Below are 18171 nucleotides of genomic sequence, written 5' to 3' on the forward strand. Positions count from 1 at the left end.
CGTCCCCGTGCCCCGCTCACGAGGAGCGGGGCACGGGGACGTCCTCGTCACCTTCCGGCGACCGCGGCCGACATCGCGTGCAGGCGCAGCGCAAGCTGGATCTCCAGGGCGCGGGCCGGGGACTGCCAGTCCGGGCCGAGGAGCCGGCCCACCCGCTCCAGGCGCTGGGCCACCGTGTTGACGTGCACGTGCAGCTCGTCCTTGGTGCGGGCGGGGCTCATGCCGCTGGCGAAGTACGCCTCGAGGGTGCGGACCAGGTCGGTCCCGCGGCGCAGGTCGTACGCGACGACCTGGCCGACGGTCCGGTCGACGAAGCCGTCGATGTCACGGCTGTCGGCGAGCAGGAGGCCCAGGAAGCCGAGGTCCTCGGCGGCCGCGCCCTGGCCCGAGCGGTGGAGCAGGACCAGCGCGTCGAGGCAGCGCCGGGCCTCCTGGTACGCCACGGCCACCCGGTCGGGTCGGTCGAGGAACGCGCGCACCGGGGCGGAGGCGCCGACGGTGACCGGCTCGCGCAGGGTGCCGCCGAGGTTCCTCGCGGTCTGCCGGGCCAGGTCGGCGGCGCTCTCGCCGGGACCGAGCGGCAGCAGCAGGACCGTACCGCCGTCGCGTGCGGAGGCGAGTCCGTGGCGGGTGGCGGCCAGGTGCGAGGCGGCCGACCACAGGCGCTGGCGGTCGGCGCTCTCGCGACGGCCTCCGTCGCCGTCGGGGTCGCCTCCGGCCCGGTCGATGCGCGCGGCGAGCACGACGTGCGGCGCCTCGCCGTCGGTACGGAGCCGGGCGGCGCGCTCGCGCAGGAGGCGGCGGTCGCGGTCGGGGGCGTCGAGGAGGTCGTCGAGGAGTTCGCCGCGTACCCGCTGCTCGGCCTCGCCGGCCGAGCGGCGGGCGAGCAGCAGCAGGGAGGTGACCAGGGCGGCGCGCTCCAGGGTGCGCTGGTCGACCGGGTCGAGCTCGGGCTGCCCGTGGAGGACGAGGGCGCCCAGGGTCTCGCCTCCGGCGGAGACGGCGGCCACCCAGTCGTCGCCGTCGCGGACGGCGTGGCCGTCGGCGCGGCGGGCCGAGCCGGCGTGCGTCTCGGTGAACTCCACGGTGCCGCCGAGGACCTCGGAGACGGCGTCGGCCACGTCGTGGACGCCGCCGCCGTGGAGGACCAGTTCGGAGAGGCGGTCGTGCACCTCGGAGGCCCGTTCTATGACGGCGCTGTGCTCCCGGATGATGTCGTTGGCCCGTTCCAGCTCCGCGAGCGCGGTGCGGGTCTCGGCGAGGAGGTTGGCCGTGTCGATGGCGACGGCGGCGTGCGCGGCGAACGAGGCGAGCAGCGCGACCTGTTCGCGTTCGAAGACCCTGGCCCTGCGGTCGGCGGCGAACAGGACGCCGATGACCTGGCTGCCGAGGCTGAGCGGGACGCCGAGGATGGCGACGAGGCCCTCGTCGCGCACCGCCGCGTCGATGGTGCGGGTGTGCTGGAAGCGCGGGTCCCGGAAGTAGTCGTCGGTGACGTACGGGCGGGCGGTCTGGGCGACGAGGCCGCCGAGCCCCTCGCCCATGCCGAGCCGGACCTGCTGGAACCGGGCGGAGACCGAGCCCTCGGTGACCCTCATGTACGTGTCGCCGGCGGCCGGGTCGTTGAGGCTCAGGTAGGCGACCTCGGTGCCGAGGAGCGAGCGGGCGCGCTGCACGATGGCGCGCAGCACCGCGTCGAGGTCGCGGAGTCCCGCGAGGTCGTGGGCGGTGGCGAAGAGCGCGGACAGTTCCGCCTCGCGCCGCCGCCGCCCCTCCAGCTCGGCCCGGACGCGCAGGGCGAGCTGTTTGGCCTCTTCGAGTCCGGCCAGCGCCTCGGGGCCCGCGCCGCTCGCGCGGGCGAGCAGCACCGGCCGGTCGTAGGCCTCCGTCGCGGCTCCTCGGGCGAGGAGTTCCAGGTAGGAGACGTGTTCGTGGGACATGGACACAGGGATACCTGCCGTACCTGTGGTCGCACCACCCCTGTGGACGACCTTCACGGGGCCGCGCTCAGTGGGCGGTCCATCCGCCGTCGAGGGTGAGGGAGGTGCCGGTGATGAACGAGGCCTGCGGGGTGCAGAGGTAGAGGACGGCCTCGGCGACCTCGTCCGGTTCGATGAGGCGCTTGAGGGCGGCGTCCTTGAGCAGGACCTCGGAGAGCACCCGCTCGGGCGGGATGCCGTGGGCGGCGGCCTGGTCGGCGATCTGCCGTTCGACGAGCGGGGTGCGGACGTAGCCGGGGCTGACGCAGTTGGAGGTGACCCCGTGCGGCGCGCCTTCGAGCGCGGCGGTCTTGGAGAGGCCCTCCAGGCCGTGCTTGGCGGCCACGTAGGCGGACTTGAAGGCGGAGGCGCGCAGCCCGTGGACCGAGGAGATGTTGACGACGCGGCCCCAGCCCTGGCCGTACATGTGCGGCAGCGCGCCCCTGATGAGCCGGAACGGCGCTTCGAGCATCACCGTGAGCACCGTGTGGAAGACGTCCGGCGGGAACTCCTCGATGGGGCGGACGAACTGCAGTCCCGCGTTGTTCACGAGGATGTCGGCGCCGGCGGCGGACGCCTCGGCGGCGTCCAGGTCGGTGAGGTCGAGCAGCCGGGGTTCGAGGTCTCCCCGGAGCGCGGCGGCCTCGCCTGCCAGGGTCTCCAGGCCTTCGGCGGCCCGGTCGACGGCCCTGACCCGGGCGCCGGCGGCGGCGAGTCGCAGGGCGCAGGCGCGCCCGATGCCGCCGGCCGCGCCGGTGACGAGCGCGGTGCGGCCGGTGAGGTCGAGGGCGAGCCCGGCCGCGCGGGGCAGCGGCTCGGCGGAGTCGGGACCGAGGGCAGTGAGGGGTGCGCTCATGCTCCGCACCCTACGAAGGGCCCACTCCCCCACCGATGTGCGTCGAGCCCATAGTTCAGCCGGACGCTGTGGTGCGGAACCATGTGGGCTCGTCGGCGAGCGCCTTCTCGATCCGGAGGTAGGAGAAGCGCTTCATCTCCGGCAGGTCGTCCACCTCGAACCAGCCGACCTCGGTGGACTCGTCGTCGTTGACCCGTGCCTCGCCGCCGACGGCCCGGCAGCGGAAGGAGACGTCCATGAACTGACACACGTCGCCGTTCGGGTACACGACCGGCTTGCGGAGGGTCTCGACCAGCACGATCCGCTCGACCTCGCAGCGCACCGCCGTCTCCTCGTACACCTCGCGGACCGCGCAGTCGGCGGGCTGCTCACCCGGGTCGACGATGCCTCCGATGATCGCCCAGAGGCCGCTGTCGGCCCGCCGGCCGAGCAGCACCCGGCCCCGGTCGTCGAACACGACGGCGCTCACCCCGGGCAGGAAGAGGAGCTGGTGACCGGCGGTCTCGCGCAGGGCACGGATGAAGTCAGGGGTAGCCATGGACCGACCCTAGATCATCTACGGCCGGGGGCCGGCGGACCCGGCCCCCGCCCCGGGTCACTCCGCCGGGGTGCGCCGGGCCCGCACCGAGCGGAACGCCGACCAGCCGAGACCGGCGGCCGCCAGGGCCGCGAGCAGGGCCTCGGGCAGGGTGCCCATCCGGGTCGCCGGGGTGAGCGAGGAGCGCAGCGGCACCTTCTCGACCAGGACGTCCGGGGTGAACATCTTCGTCTGCGCGACGATCTCGCCGTCGGGGCGGATGACCGCGCTGACCCCGCTGGTGACGGGCACGACCACCGACCGGCTGTGCTCGACGGCCCGCACCCTGGACATCGCGAGCTGCTGGTAGGTCATCTCGCTGCGGCCGAAGGTGGCGTTGTTGCTGGGCACGGAGATGAGCTGTGCGCCGTGGGTGACGGTGTCGCGCACCGCCCAGTCGAAGGCGGCCTCGTAGCAGGTGGCGAGGCCGACCCTGGTGCCGGCGAGGTCGAAGACGCCGACCTTCGTGCCGGGGCCGAAGTCGCGGCTCACCCGGTCGACGTTGCTGTTGAAGATCCGGACGATCGACCGCATCGGGATGTACTCGCCGAACGGCTGGACGTGCCGCTTGTCGTACGTCGCGACCGGTCCGCGGTCGGGGTCCCACTCGATGAGGGTGTTGCGGAGCTTTCCGGTCTCGGGCGCGACGACGGCGCCGATCACGGTGGGCACGCCGATGGCCCGGACGGCGCCGTCGATGACGTCGGCCGCGTCGGCGTTCGCGTACGGGTCGATGTCGGAGGAGTTCTCCGGCCACAGCACGAAGTCGGGCTGGGGCTCGCGGCCCGCCTTCACGTCCTCGGCGAGCTCGCGGGTGCGGGCGACGTGGTTGTCGAGGACGGCGCGGCGCTGCGCGTTGAAGTCGAGGCCGAGCCGGGGCACGTTGCCCTGGACCGCGGCGACGGTGGCGGTGCCGTCCTCGGCGGAGTCGTCGACGAGCGGCAGGGCGGCGAGCGCGCCGGTGACCGGCAGGAGCACGGAGAGCGCGGCGGCGGCGAGCGGGCCCCGCGGGACGGTTCCGGTGGCACGGTAGGCGCGGACCCGGCGGAACGCCTCGTACAGGCCGAAGCCGCAGAGGGCGACGGCGAAGCCGAGCACCGGTGTGCCGCCGACGGCGGCGAGCGGCAGGAAGACGCCGTCCGCCTGCCCGAAGGCGATCTTCCCCCAGGGGAAGCCGCCGAACGGCACGCGCGCGCGTGCCCCCTCCGCGAGGATCCACACCCCGGCGGCGAAGAACGGCCACCAGGGAAGCCGGGAGACGACCGCGATGCCGAGCCCCGCGGCGGCCACGAAGAGCGCCTCGACGGCGGCGAGCGCGAGCCACGGGCCGGGGCCCACCTCCTCGCCGGTCCAGACGAGGAGCGGAAGCAGGAAGCCGAGGCCCGCGAGGTACCCGAGGCCGAAGCCGGCGCGCGGCCTGCGGCCGCGCAGGGCCCAGCCGAGCAGGGCGAAGGCGGGCAGCGCGAGCCACCACAGGGGGCGCGGCGGGAAGCTCAGGAAGAGCAGCAGCCCGGACAGCAGGGCCGCTCCGGGTCGCGCGAACCGCCGCAGCCGGGATCCCGGCGTGGGTGCGGTGTCGGCTCCGGACGCGTCGACGGGGGTGATGGTGGTGCTCACCTTGCGGAGTCTACGGGTCGTCCCTGTCCGTCAGGCGCCTGGTCCGACCTGCGGCGGAGTCGGTCGCCCGGTCCCGCGCGGGGCCTCAGACGCCGGTGGGGGCGGGCGGGGTCGGCGGGGTCGGCTGGTGGAGGTGGCCGCGGATGACACGGACCGCGGATTCGGCGTCGTCGACGGTGACGGTGAAGGTGCGTCCGTCGCCGAGGCGCACGACCAGGCCCTCGCCGCGTCGGACGACGACGGCCGTGCCCTTCTCGGGGCGCCAGCGGTAGCCCCAGCCGCCCCACTGGCGCGGGGTGACGCTCGGGGCGAAGTCGGCGCCGACGATGTGGGACAGGGGGATGCGCCGGCGCGGCAGGCCGATGTGCCCGCAGCGGACCTCCATGGCGAGGTCGTCGACCTTCACGGCCACGTGGACGAAGGCGAGGGTGCCGAAGAGGACGAGCAGCCCGGCCGCGACGCAGCCGATCACCGCCATGAGGAGCGGCGCGACGCCGGAGGTCCAGGGCGATTCGACGGCCAGGGTGATGCCGAGGGCCATGCAGGCGGCGCCGCCCGCGGCCGCGAGCCACTGGAGTCGGTTGGTGGCGCGGCCGGTCCAGACGACGGGCGACCCGTCGTCGGCCTGCCGGGGCCGGTGGTGCTCCCTCATACAGGGAGAGTACCCAGCTTCGCCGGACACAGCGCGTCGGAGCGGGGTCGTCCGCTCACGCTCAGTGAGCGGGGGCGGTCGCGGCGAGGAGTCGGCCCTCGGCGTAGGTGAGGGCGGTGGCGGGGAGCTGTCCGGGCCGGCCGCTGAGCAGGACGGAGAGGGTGCCGGTGGGGTCCGCGTCGGGTGCGGGCTCGGCGCCGATGCGGCGCAGCGCCTGGGCGGCGACGGCGTCGGCGGAGCCGTGGAAGACGAGCGGCGGCAGTCCGGGCAGGCGGCGGGCCGCCAGGGCGGCGAGGACGTGCTCCTCGACCAGTTCGTAGTGGGTGCAGCCGAGGACGACGGCGCGGACGTCGGTGGGGGTGAGGTCGGCGGCGGCGGCGACGGCGCGGTCCACGGCGTCCTGGTCGGCGTGCTCCACGGCGTCGGCGAGGCCGGGGCAGGGCACCTCGGTGACGTCGGCGCCGTCGGCGAAGTCTCGGATCAGTCCGCGCTGGTAGGCGCTGCCGGTGGTGGCCGGGGTGGCCCAGATGGCGACCTTGCCGCCGCCGGTGGCCGCGGGCTTGATCGCGGGGACGGTGCCGATGACCGGGATGTGGGGTTCGAGGGCGGCACGCAGGGCGGGCAGGGCGTGCACGGTGGCGGTGTTGCAGGCCACGATCAGCGCCTGCGGCCGGTGCTCGGCGGCGGCGAGGGCGACGGCGAGCGCGCGCTCCGTGAGGTCCTCGGGCGTACGCGGGCCCCACGGCATGCCGTCGGGGTCGTTGGAGAGGAGCAGATCCGCGTCCGGCCGGAGTCTGCGTACCGCGGTCGCCGCCGGGAGCAGGCCGATTCCGGAGTCCATGAGCGCGATCTTCACCCGGTCACCCTAGCCGATGAGCACCTTCCACCCCTCGATCTGGGGCAGACTGCCGCGAATGAGCACCCTCGCCTGGTTCGCGATCGGCTCCCTCGCCGTCTGGGTCTGGCTGCTGCTGGGCCAGGGCTTCTTCTGGCGCACGGACCAACGGCTTCCCCCCGCGGCCGCGCGGCTTGCGGCGACGGGCGGGCGGCTTCCCCCGACGGCTCCGCCGCTTCCGGCGGCGGGCGGACGGGAGCCTGCGTCCGCCCGGCGCCGGGACGCGGACGACTCCCCCGGCGCCGGGCCGCCGGAGCGGTGGCCGCGGGTGGCGGTCGTGGTCCCGGCGCGGGACGAGGCGGCGGTGCTGCCGCTGAGCCTGCCGTCGCTGCTCGCGCAGGACTATCCGGGCCGGGCCGAGGTCTTCCTCGTCGACGACGGGAGTACGGACGGCACGGGGCGTCTCGCGGGCGAGCTGGCCGGCCGGCTCGGCGGGCTTCCCCTCACGGTCGTCTCCCCCGGGGAGCCGGAGCCCGGGTGGACCGGGAAGCTGTGGGCGCTGCGGCACGGCATGGCCCTGGCACGCGCGCGTGAGCCCGCGCCGGAGTTCCTGCTCCTGACGGACGCGGACATCGCCCATGATCCGCGGAGTCTGCGGCTGCTCGTGTCCGCGGCGGTGGAGCACGATCTGGACCTGGTGTCGCAGATGGCCCGGCTCCAGGTCGTGAGCGTGTGGGAGCGCCTCGTCGTGCCGGCGTTCGTGTACTTCTTCGCCCAGCTCTACCCCTTCCGCTGGATCAACCGCGCCCGGCCGCTGGCGACGGCGGCCGCGGGCGGCTGCGTGCTGCTGCGGACGGAGACCGCGGTCGCGGCGGCCGTTCCGGATTCGATCCGGCGGGCGGTGATCGACGACGTGTCGCTGGCGCGCGCGGTACGGCGCACGGGCGGCAGGATCTGGCTGGGCCTCGCGGACCACGTCGACAGCGTCCGTCCGTACCCCGGGCTGGGCGAGCTGTGGCGGATGGTGTCGCGGAGCGCGTACACGCAGCTGCGGAACAGTCCGCTGCTCCTCGCGGGCACGGTGGCGGGGCTCGTCGTGGTCTACGTGGTGCCGCCGGTGGCCCTGCTCGCGGGGGCGGCGGCCGGGGACGGCGCGGCCGCCTGGGCCGGCGGCACGGCGTGGGCGGTGATGGCGGGGACGTACCTCCCGATGCTCCGCTACTACCGGCAGCCGCCATGGCTCGCCCCGCTCCTGCCCTTCACCGCCGTCCTCTACCTGCTGATGACCGTGGACTCCGCCGTGCAGCACTACCGGGGCCGGGGCGCGGCGTGGAAGGGGCGCACGTACAGCGCCGACCACGTCTCCCGGCAAGAGGGGTAGCGGGGGGGGAGAGCGGGGGGAGCGCACTCGTCGGGCGGACCGCCGCCCCGCCCCACGGACCGCGACCGCGCGTGTCCGTGGGGCGTTCGCGTGGGTCCTCAGCCGGCGCTGGGGTCCTCGTCGGCGACCGACAGCACCGCGTAGTCGTACATCCCGTAGGCCGGGGACATCGTGACGTTGGCCGCCCGCGGGCCCCTGAACACGACCGACTTCACGTACATGTAGGGGCACATGACGGCCTCGTCCATGGCGGCGCGGTCCACTGCGGCCCAGATCCGGGCGCGCTCCTTGTCGTCGCGCGTCGCCGCCCCGGTGTCGAGGAGGGCGTCGATCTGCGGTGAGGCCAGCTCTCCGAGGTTCTGGTTCCCCGTCTCCTTGATCGCCCGCGAGTCGGCGATCTGCTGGAGGAAGCCGTAGCCGTCGGGGAAGTCGGCGGCCCAGCCGAACATCACGATCCCGATCCCGTGCTCCCGCACGTACGCGGGAACGCCTGCCGCCTTGGTGAAGTAGTCACCGGAGGTGAACGGAACCACCTCGGCCTGGATGCCGACGCGCGCCAGTCCGCGGGAGAGGGCGAGCGCGGCGTTCCACTCCTTCCTGCGGTCCTCCCGGGCGGCGATCCTGGTGGTGAAGCCGTCCGGGAGGCCGGCCAGGGCGAGCTCGCGGCGGGCCGCCTCCAGGTCGCCGGTGCCCTCCGGGCCGACCGGGTAGCGGTCGAAGGGGTCGTACCCCACCACGGACGCGGGCAGCAGGGTGGTGGCGATCTCGCCGGCGGGGTCGCCCCCGTAGGCGGCGAGCATCGCCGCCTTGTCGGTGGCGTACTGCACGGCGCGCCGGGCGTGCAGGCTCGTCAACGGGCCGACGTTCTGGTTGAGGCAGTAGAGCCAGACGAATCCCGTGCGCGGATTGTCCACGTGCTGCCGGAGTTCCGGATCGGCCAGCAGCCGCTCCTGGGTCTCGGGCTGCACCCCGACGCCGGCGAGGTCGATGTCCGCCTCGCCGGCGACCAGGATGCGGTCGACCTCCGGACCGCTCACGCCGAGCCGGACCGTGATCCGGTCCGGCCGGGCCGTCCGTACGGGATCGGTCTCGGCCGCCCAGTGCGGGTTGCGGTCGAGCGTGAGTTCGGCGCCCGGCGCGTAGGTGTCGATGCGGTACGGGCCCGAGGACAGCGGGCGGCGGTGGTACTCGGGGAAGGTGTCGTGGTCGCGCGGCACCGGGATGGTGGTGGGCAGCGCGGCGAGGTAGTCGAAGGCCGCGAAGGGCCGGCGCAGGCGGAAGACGAGGGTGCGGTCGTCCGGGGTCTCGATGCCCTCCGGGCCCGTGAGGTACTGGCGGAAGTACGCGGGGCCGCCGCGGGTGACCGCCGCGTCGTAGACCTCTTCGGGGTACGCGGCCCGCAGCACCGCGTACTTCACGTCCCGGGACGTGACGGGCGTGCCGTCCTCGAACCGGACTCCCTCGCGCAGCCGGTAGGTCCAGGTGCGCGAGTCCTCGGATGCCTGGCCGAGTGCCTCCGCCAGGTCCGGTACGAGGCTCGGGGCGCCCTCCGCGTCGGTCGTGTAGCCGACGAGCGGCCGCCCGATGAGCCGGATGAAGTTCCAGGTGTACGCGTAGTACGTGTCGGCGGGGTCGAGGGAGTCGAAGTCGTCGGTGCGGACGTACCGGAGCGTCCCGCCCCGGTGGTCGGACGGGTTCACGGTGCCGCGTGCTTCAGCGTTCAGTGCCACGGGTGTTCCCAGCGCCTCTCTCGTTGTGCGGATGGTGCGGACGGCTCGTGCGTCCGGCGACATCGGTCGGTGACCGCGCGTCAGGACAGGCCGGATGTCAGGGGACGCGGCAGGTCGCTCCCCGTGCGCGCCGGCGAACGGCGGGCGCTCAGTTCCCACATGCTGCGGGTGCCGGCGCGGGTGAACCCGAAGCCGGTGTTGATGCGGATCATGTGCGTGTTGTCCGACGCGTTCCAGGTGTCCACGACGGTGAGCCGCGGCTCGGCGGCCCGGCACGCGGCCAGGTTGTGCGCCTTCACCAGCAGTCCCAGACCCTGCCCCCGGTAGGCGGGGTCGACCACGGTGACGGCCTGGAGGGCGTTGTCCGGGTTGGCCCGCGTCATGGACAGCGCCGTCCAGGCGGCCATCCGCCCCGTGCGGACGTCGACGACGCCGCACTGGTAGGCGCGCCGGCCGCGGGCGATGCGCATGCGCTCGAAGTCACGGATCCGGGACACCGCGTTCGGCTGGGGTTCCCAGGAGGCCTGTCCGGCGGGGGCGTCGGCGGAGAGGGTGGCCTCCAGCCGGGCGGCCTGCGTGACCAGTTCCTCGGGAACCGTCGATCCCCAGAAGCGCAGTCGCAGGGATTCCGGGGGCGGGGTGGGGCGGGGCGCGTCGTCCGCATGGAGCCGGAGGTGTTCGTAGCGCACCAGGGCTCGGGCCCTCAGCCGGGCGGCGAAGCGGTGCCCGGGGGTCGCCGCGGGGTCTCCCGGTCCGGCGTCCGCGACCAGCAGGACGCGTGAGCGGCGGCGGCGGGCGGCGCGGTCCCGGGAGAATTCCGTGATCCGCTTCCCCACCCCCTGCCGGCGGAAGGCGGGATGCACGAGGAGGACGCTCGCGGTGACGGCGTCGGAGTTCTCCTCCAGCGGGAACTCCAGGCGCACGGAGGCGACGCACCGCCCGCCCGCGCTGTAGGCCGCCCACTCCTCGATCTCGGTGGCCGGAGGTGCGACGGTGAGGGAGCCCTCCAGGTCGGCGGGGCAGGGCCGGGGCAGGTGGGGGACGTCGGCGGCGTGGCCGGCCAGGCGCAGGTCGTACACGTCACCGACGACGTCCCGGTCGCCGGGGTCGACGGCGGTGAGGAAGACCGTCACCGAGCCAGCCCCATCGCCTGGATGTCGTACAGTCCGAACGCGGGGTGCACGTACACGTCGGTGACGTCGGGGTGCCGGTAGTGCAGCGTGCGGTCGTGGGCGATCGGGAGGATGACGGCCCGTTCCATGACCGTCTCCTCGACCCGCTGCCAGAGCCGCTGCCGGGCCTCGGGGTCGTCGAGGGCCTGGGCCTCGTCGACGAGGCGCCGGACGACGGGGTCGTCGAGCTCCGCGAAGTTGAAGTTGCCGCCGCCGGGCTTGATCTGCCGTCCGTCGACCAGCGGGGCCAGGAAGCCGTACTCGGTGGGGTAGTCGGCTCCCCAGTCGGACACTCCGAGGCCGAGGCCGAGCGCCCGCACCGTGTCGGGGTGACCCAGGCCGGAACGGTAGTACGAGGCGGTGTCCAGGACTTCGACGTGCACGCGGATGCCGACCCGGGCGACGGCGTCCGCGAGGGTCCGCGCGACCAGCTCGAACTTGCCCGGCTGGGTGGCGATCCTGGTCTCGAAGCCGTCGGGCAGACCCGCGGCCTCCAGTTCGGCGCGGGCGGCCTTCAGGTCGCCGGTGAGGTCCGCGCCGGAGGGATAGCGGTCATGGCCGGTGTGGGACGGCAGGGTGGGCGGGATCAGGCTGGTGGCGAGCGATCCACCGACTCCGTCACCGCCCCGTGCCTCCAGGAGCGCGGCCTTGTCCGCCGCGTAGAACACGGCGCGTCGCGCGTGGACGTTGTCGAAGGGGGGCACGCACGTCTGCACGGTGATGTACTGCAGGAAGCCGGTGGCGGGGTTGTCGGACCGGGCCCGCAGGGCGGGGTCGGCGAGGATCACGTCGCGCGCCGAGTGCTGGATGCCGCGGCCCTCGACGTCGATGTGGAACTCGCCGGCCATGAGGCGGCGGTCCAGCTCGTTGACGTCCACGCCGAAGGTGACGGTCATGTCGTCCGGCAGGGCGGAGCGGAGGGGGTCGGTGGCGCGGTCCCACATCGGGTTGCGGACGAGGTGGAGGGAGTGTCCCGCGCGGTAGCTGCCGATGCGGTACGGCCCGGAGCACACCGGTGCCTTCTCGTAGTCCTCGCGGGTGTCGTGGTGGGCGGCGACGGGGGCCGTGTTGGGCTGCGCCATCAGGAAGTCGAAGTCCGCGAAGGGCCGCTTGAGGCGGAAGCGGAGGGTGTGGTCGTCGGGGCATTCGACGGCCCGGCAGCGCTGCCCGCCGTAGGGACCCCGGTAGTCGCCGTGGTCGAGCAGGTCGAGCAGGTAGGTGGGACCGCCGGGGAGGACGTCCTGCGCGAAGATCCGTTCCACGGCGTGGGCGACGTCCTGGGCGCGGATCACCTCGCCGGTCTCGAACCTGACGCCGTCGCGTATCCGGTACGTCCACGTCAGGCCGGAGTCCGAGACCTCGCCGGGACCGGTCGCCAGGTCCGGCACCACCGTGGGGGTGGCCGGGTCGGTGCCGAAGGCCATGAGCGTGCGGTGCATGGTCCGCTGCAGCAGCCACGACCACACGTAGTACGTACGGGCCGGGTCGAGCGAGTCGACGTCGGCCGAGGCCACCATGGCCAGCGTCCCCCCGGGCGAGCCGCCGGGGTTCGCCACGCTCTTGACTGCTCCGTTCCAGCCGGACATCAGCCGATCTCCTTCACGTACAGGTATTGCGCGGACAGGGAGCACCCGCGGGACACCTTGGCGTCCGTGGAACCGATGCCGTAGTGGACCGTCTTGACGCCGTGTCGCGGGGCGTGGTCGGCGAGCGTGTAATAGAGCAGCTCGTAGTACAGCGGCAGCTTGCCCACGGCCTCGTAGTCGAAGCCGGCGCGGTGGGCGAACCAGCTGTCGCCGTGGGCGAGGACCAGGCCGAAGCCCACGATGCTTCCGTCGAGCACGGCCTTCGCCACGAGCGCGCGGTCGCCGAGGCGTTCGGCGGCGGCCGTCAGGACGGCCTCGGAGCGCTTGGGGTCCCAGCTCGTCATGCCGTACTTGGCGAACAGCCGGGTCTCCAGGGCGCCGAGCCGCGGGATGTCGGCGGGGTCGAGGGGGGCGAGGGTGATCCGTACGTCCGAGGCCTCGATGTGGCGCCGCTCGGAGCGGACGCGGCGTGAGCGCCGGGCGGGGAGCGCCAGGGCGTAGTCCATGAAGCCCTCGCCGGGCAGGGTGAGGGAGGCGAACTGGCCGGACTCGTGGGCGAGGTAGCCGCGCTCATGGAGCACGGCGCGCTGGACGCCGTCGGTCGCGTCCACGTACGGGAGGCAGACCGATCGGCACCCCTCGGCGGCCGCGACGCGCTCGGCCTCCTCCAGGATCCGGTGCGCCGTCTCCGGTCCGGCGCCGGGGCTCAGCATGAGGCGGGTGCGGCCCAGGTGCCGGCCGCCGCCCATCATCGACGGCATGAGGCGCTCCATGTCGCCGAACCCGGCGAGGACCTCCGCGGCGCCGTCCATGCCTTCGTCGGCGCAGTGCCGGACCAGCAGGTCGGTGCGGCCCAGCGACCACGGGGAGTCGAGGGTGGCCCGCACCATCGGCAGGGCCGCCTGCAACCCGTCGTCCGTCCGGGCGGTGAGATAGCCCATCCACGCTCCGGCGGAATCCTGCAGGACGCGCATCCAGTCGGGGCTGAGGAAGAAGTCCTCCGCCCCCACGAGCGCGTTCCAGCCGGCCTCACGCGCGTCCTCGGGCGTCTGCCATTGGTTGATCACCACTCGACTGGTCACGGGGCCGATCCTCTGTCGAGTCGGTCTCTGCCCGCTCTCGACCCACTCCCTGATAGCGGCTTGAGAGAACCACGAGAGAGCGCCGCCGCAGGGTGTGTCCTGATCCCGTCATCCCGTGAACAGGAGAACCGTTCCATGTCCCGTGTATCCACCGGCCCCAGTGAGCAGCCGACCACCGCGCACGCCCTGCTCAAGCGCCTGCGCGAGCACGGAGTAGAGAAGGTGTTCGGCGTCGTCGGCCGCGAAGCCGCCTCGATCCTGTTCGACGAGCAGGACGGCATCGAGTTCGTCCTGACCCGCCACGAGTTCACCGCCGGCGTCGCCGCCGACGTGCTGGCCCGCATCACCGGCCGCCCGCAGGCGTGCTGGGCCACGCTGGGCCCCGGCATGACCAACCTGGCCACCGGCATGGCGACCAGCGCCCTCGACCGCTCGCCGGTCATCGCGATGGCGGCCCAGTCGGAGTCGCACGACATCTTCCCGAACGACACGCACCAGTGCCTCGACCTGGTCAAGATCGCCGAGCCGATCTCGAAGTACGCCGTCGAGCTGGAGCGCCCGCACGAGATCACCGACCTCGTCGACTCGGCCGTCTCGGCCGCGATGACGGAGCCGGTCGGCCCGTCCTTCATCAGCCTCCCGGTCGACCTGCTGGGTTCCTCCGAGGGCATCGACCTCGACAAGGACCACGGTCCGGCGCTCACCCCCGAGAAGCCGATCACGGCGATCCAGCCCGGCTGGGAGCTGCGCGCGGACCAGGCCGTCGCCCTCGTCCGCGAGGCCGCCAACCCCGTGTTCGTCGTCGGTGCCGCCGCGATCCGCGCCGGAGCGGTCCCCGCGATCCGCGCGCTCGCCGAGCGCCTGAACATCCCCGTGATCACGACGTACATCGCCAAGGGCGTCCTGCCGCACAAGCACGAGCTGAACTACGGCGCCGTCACCGGCTACATGGACGGCATCCTGTCGTTCCCGGCCCTGGAGTCCCTCTTCGGCCCGGCCGACGTCATCCTCACCCTGGGCTACGACTACGCCGAGGACCTGCGCCCCTCGATGTGGGAGCGTGGCGGCGAGAAGAAGACCGTCCGCGTCTCCCCGACCGCCAACCCGGTGCCGCGGATCTACCGCCCGACGGTGGACGTCGTCACGGACGTGCTCGCCTTCGTCAACCACCTGGACGCCGGCACCGCGGACGTCGAGGCGAAGGACCGCCACGAGATCTCGGCCGTGCGGGAGCGGATCGCCGAGCTGCTGTCCGACCCCGAGTCGTACGACGACGGCATGCGCGTCCACCAGGTCATCGACTGCATGAACTCCGTCATGGGCGAGACCGCCGAGGACGGCGAGGGCACGATCGTCTCGGACATCGGCTTCTTCCGTCACTACGGTGTGCTCTTCGCCCGCGCCGACCAGCCGTACGGCTTCCTCACCTCGGCCGGCTGCTCCAGCTTCGGCTACGGCATCCCCGCCGCCATCGGCGCCCAGATGGCCCGCCCCGGCCAGCCGACGTTCCTGATCGCCGGCGACGGCGGTTTCCACTCCAACAGCGCCGACCTGGAGACCATCGCGCGGCTCAACCTGCCGATCGTCACGGTCGTCGTGAACAACGACACCAACGGCCTGATCGAGCTGTACCAGAACATCGGTCACCACCGCAGCCACGACCCGGCGATCAAGTTCACCGGCGTGGACTTCGTGCAGCTGGCCGCGGCCAACGGCGTCGAGGGTGCCCGGGCGACCACGCGCGAGGAGCTGCTCGCCGCGCTGCGCAAGGGTGTCGAGCTGGGCCGCCCGTACCTGATCGAGGTGCCGGTGAACTACGAGTTCACCGCGGGTGGCTTCGGAGCGCTGAAGATCTGACATGACGCAGACCGACCTTCCCGCAGCATTCGGCTTCCTGGCCTCCGCCCACACCGGCGGGGGCTCGATCCCCGCGGCGGTGTTCGCCACGCGCGGCCGGCACACCCGGCTGTCCGAGCGGCTGCGCACGCTGAGCGTGGACGCAGTCCTGGTCCATCCCGATGCCGGTCCGTCCGGTGCGCACGCCTCCGACGCGGACACCCTGGTGTTGTTCGCCGGGGAGATCTACAACCGTGACGAGATCGACGACACCCTGGACTCACCGGCGAACGCCTCGGACGCCGAGCGGGTCTCCGGTCTGTTCGAGAAGTACGACCTCCACGCGTTCCGGCTGATCAACGGCCGGTACGCGGCCCTGCTGGTGACGGGCACCCGCGTACTCGCGGCGACGGACCACGCCGGTTCGGTCCCGCTGTACGTACGCCCCGACCCGGGGCACGTCCTGGCCGCCACCGAGGTGAAGGGACTGGCGGCGGCCGGGGCGGCGGTCCGCGGCGCCCCGGTCGCGGGGGCCCGCCGCGTCCGGCGGACTCCCGGGGTCCACCAGGTTCCCGCCGGGGCGGTGCTCGACATCCGCGTGGACACCGGTGACGCGACGGTGCACCGCACCTGGGTGCCGCCCGTGCACCGGCTCCTGACGGGGGAGAACGAGGCCCTCAACAACGTGCGCGCCGCGCTGGAGAGGGCCGTGGTCCGGCGTCTTCCCGACGGTGGCAGGCCGCTCGTGGTCCTGTCCGGCGGGATCGACTCCTCCGCGGTGGCCGCGCTGTCCGCCAGCGTGGCCACCGCGGGGATGGACACCCTGTCGATGGGCACGGACGTCGCGGACGAGTTCCCGCAGGCCCGGGTGGTCGCGGAGCACCTGGCCTCGCGGCATCGGGAGTTCACCGTCGACACGCGGGATCTGCTGGCCCTGCTCCCGCACACCGTGTACGCCGCCGAGTCGCTCGACCCCGCGGTCATCGAGTACCTGCTGCCGCTCACCGCGCTGTACCGCCGCATCGACGGTCCGCCGCGGCGCATCCTCACCGGGTACGGGGCCGACATCCCCCTGGGCGGCATGCACCGGGAGGACCGGCTGCCGAACCTGGACACCGTGGTGGCCTTCGACATGGACACCTTCGACGGGCTGAACGAGATGAGCCCGGTGCTGTCGACGGTGGCCGGCCACTGGTCCACCCATCCCTACTGGGACCGCGAGGTCCTGGAGCTGCTGACCGTCCTGGAGGCCGGTCTGAAGCGCAGGTACGGGCGGGACAAGTGGGTGCTGCGCGCCGCCATGTCCGACCTGTTGCCCGCCGAGACCGTCGCCCGCCCCAAGCTGGGTGTGCACGAGGGGTCCGGGACGACCGCGTCCTTCTCGCTGCTGATCCGTCAGGCCGGCGCGGCGGAGGACGACGTGGCCGCCGTCAAGGCGCGGGTCGTCCAGGAACTGTTCGACCTGACCGTGGTGGGCGGTGTCGACCCGGACGAGATCGTGGTCGAGGAGATCATCGGGAAGATCGTGGCCGAGGGCAGGCGATGACCACATACGAGGGGTTCCAGGGCAAGCGGCTCGCCGTCGTCGAGTCGATGCTGCACGACGCGTTCTACTCCGGCATCCACCGCGCGCGGGACTTCGGCTGCGAGGTGTGGCTGCTGGTGCAGGGCGAGGAGTGGTACACCGGCGGCGGTCCGTTGGCCGAGCATCCGCTGGGCAAGGTCGACCGCGTGCTGCACGTCGACACGCACGACTGGCGTGCCGTGGTCGACGTCCTCACCGACGACGACGGGAAGCCCCTGGTGGACGGGGTGCTGTCGTTCTCCGACTACCACACGGAGGCGACCGCCCGCGCGGCCGAGGCCCTGGGGCTGCCCTCCCAGGGGCTGGAGGCGGTCCGCGCCGCGAACCACAAGCACCTGCTGCGGTCCGCGCTGGGCGAGGACCCGGCCAATGTGCGGTGGCGGCTGGTCACCTGCGCCGATGAACTGGACGAGGCGATCGCCCACGTCGGGCTGCCGCTGATCGCGAAACCGCCGTCCGAGGCCATCTCCTACGGGGTCCGCAAGTGCGAGACCCGGGCGGAGGCGGTCGACGCGTGGCGGGAGCTGTCGGGCATCCGACAGTCCCTGAGGGGGCAGCCGCGTCCCGGCTACGTGCTCCTCGAGGAGTTCGTGCGGGGCACCGAGATCAGCGTCGAGTCGATGACGGTGGACGGCGTCACGCACTTCTTCGGGGCCACCTCCAAGTACCTGCACAAGCAGACCATGCTGGAGGAGGCGCACTCCTTCCCGCTCGCGCTCGACCCCGACGTCTGGGAGGCGGTCCGGTCCTGCGTGGACCGGACCCTGCGGGCCGTCGACTACCGGCAGGGCCCGGCCCACACCGAGGTGATGCTCACCGAGGACGGGCCGCGCGTCGTCGAGGTGAACCCGCGGCTGCCGGCCCACATGATCTCCACGATGGTCACCGACGTCTGCGGGACCAACCCCCATCTGGACGCGAAGCTGCTGGCCCTCGGTCTGGGGCACGTACCGGACGGAAAGCCGGGTCAGGGGGTGGCGGGGGGCGCCGCCGTAGTGGTGCTGTTCCCGGAGGAGAGCGGCGAGTTCACCCACATCGACGGCATCGACGAGGCCGAACGGCTCGGTGTGTCGGTCCGCCTCCACCACGAACCGGGCGACCTGGTCGCCGAGAGGCTGGACAACTCGGCCTCCGTCGGCTTCGTGTACGCCCACGGCAGCACCGCCGAGGACGCGCTCGACAAGGCGCGGCGCGCGGCGGCACGCATCCACATCCACACCCGGAGGACGGCACCGTGAGCGATCAGATCAACTCGAGCGTCTCGCCGCGGTACGCGCAGATCC

General features: G+C 73.3%; 14 protein-coding genes. 4 read left to right on the forward strand and 10 right to left on the reverse strand.

The genetic code is table 11. The features are described 5' to 3' along the window. Positions 1-47: 47 nt before the first annotated feature. From OO54_RS05260 to OO54_RS05285, 6 genes are all read right to left on the reverse strand, one after another. Entirely contained in the window at positions 48-1940 is a 1893-nt protein-coding gene (locus tag OO54_RS05260) for a helix-turn-helix domain-containing protein (RefSeq protein ID WP_078905053.1), read from the reverse strand. Between the two features lie 67 nt (positions 1941-2007). Continuing rightward, on the reverse strand, positions 2008-2835 hold the full coding sequence (locus OO54_RS05265; protein WP_033201679.1) for a 3-hydroxybutyrate dehydrogenase: 828 nt from the start codon (positions 2833-2835) through the stop codon (positions 2008-2010). Positions 2836-2890: 55 nt separating this feature from the next. Further along, complete coding sequence (locus tag OO54_RS05270; protein WP_033201680.1) at positions 2891-3373, reverse strand: NUDIX hydrolase; 483 nt, start codon at positions 3371-3373, stop codon at positions 2891-2893. Between the two features lie 57 nt (positions 3374-3430). Further along, a complete protein-coding gene (gene lnt, locus OO54_RS05275) occupies positions 3431-5029 on the reverse strand; it encodes an apolipoprotein N-acyltransferase (protein WP_033201681.1) in 1599 nt (532 codons plus the stop codon). 85 nt (positions 5030-5114) lie between these two features. Beyond that, positions 5115-5681 (reverse strand): hypothetical protein, encoded by a 567-nt coding sequence (locus OO54_RS05280; protein ID WP_033201682.1) that lies wholly within the window; start codon positions 5679-5681, stop codon positions 5115-5117. Positions 5682-5742: 61 nt separating this feature from the next. Next, positions 5743-6537: a glutamate racemase gene (locus tag OO54_RS05285; RefSeq protein ID WP_033201683.1), complete on the reverse strand. Its 795-nt coding sequence runs from the start codon at positions 6535-6537 to the stop codon at positions 5743-5745. A gap of 58 nt (positions 6538-6595) precedes the next feature. Between OO54_RS05285 and OO54_RS05290 the strand changes: the two genes are divergently transcribed. Then, on the forward strand, positions 6596-7897 hold the full coding sequence (locus tag OO54_RS05290; protein ID WP_033201879.1) for a glycosyltransferase: 1302 nt from the start codon (positions 6596-6598) through the stop codon (positions 7895-7897). A 98-nt stretch (positions 7898-7995) separates the two neighbouring features. Here OO54_RS05290 and OO54_RS05295 read toward each other — a convergent pair whose 3' ends face one another. The 4 genes from OO54_RS05295 to OO54_RS05310 all read right to left on the reverse strand — a co-directional run bounded on the left by OO54_RS05295 (position 7996) and on the right by OO54_RS05310 (position 13467). After that, positions 7996-9627, reverse strand: coding sequence for an ABC transporter substrate-binding protein (locus OO54_RS05295; RefSeq protein ID WP_033201684.1), 1632 nt, complete (start codon positions 9625-9627; stop codon positions 7996-7998). 80 nt (positions 9628-9707) lie between these two features. Beyond that, positions 9708-10760, reverse strand: coding sequence for a GNAT family N-acetyltransferase (locus tag OO54_RS05300; protein WP_033201685.1), 1053 nt, complete (start codon positions 10758-10760; stop codon positions 9708-9710). Continuing rightward, positions 10757-12385, reverse strand: a complete 1629-nt coding sequence (locus OO54_RS05305; RefSeq protein ID WP_051786726.1) for an ABC transporter substrate-binding protein — start codon at positions 12383-12385, stop codon at positions 10757-10759. Before OO54_RS05305 ends, OO54_RS05300 begins: the two co-directional genes overlap by 4 nt. Next, entirely contained in the window at positions 12385-13467 is a 1083-nt protein-coding gene (locus tag OO54_RS05310) for a GNAT family N-acetyltransferase (RefSeq protein ID WP_157856431.1), read from the reverse strand. The genes OO54_RS05305 and OO54_RS05310 overlap by 1 nt, the downstream gene beginning before the upstream one ends. Positions 13468-13602: 135 nt before the next feature. Between OO54_RS05310 and OO54_RS05315 the strand changes: the two genes are divergently transcribed. From OO54_RS05315 to OO54_RS05325, 3 genes are read left to right on the forward strand one after another with little or no spacing between them, the layout of a single operon-like run. Next, positions 13603-15324 carry a thiamine pyrophosphate-binding protein gene (locus OO54_RS05315; protein ID WP_033201686.1) on the forward strand — a complete coding sequence of 574 codons (1722 nt, stop codon included), beginning with the start codon at positions 13603-13605 and terminating at the stop codon, positions 15322-15324. A gap of 1 nt (position 15325) precedes the next feature. Next, complete coding sequence (locus OO54_RS05320) at positions 15326-16849, forward strand: asparagine synthase-related protein (RefSeq protein ID WP_033201687.1); 1524 nt, start codon at positions 15326-15328, stop codon at positions 16847-16849. Beyond that, positions 16846-18126: an ATP-grasp domain-containing protein gene (locus OO54_RS05325; RefSeq protein ID WP_033201688.1), complete on the forward strand. Its 1281-nt coding sequence runs from the start codon at positions 16846-16848 to the stop codon at positions 18124-18126. Before OO54_RS05320 ends, OO54_RS05325 begins: the two co-directional genes overlap by 4 nt. Positions 18127-18171 lie beyond the last annotated feature (45 nt).

It is taken from the genome of Streptomyces wedmorensis, assembly GCF_000716445.1.
Lineage (GTDB): Bacteria > Actinomycetota > Actinomycetes > Streptomycetales > Streptomycetaceae > Streptomyces > Streptomyces wedmorensis.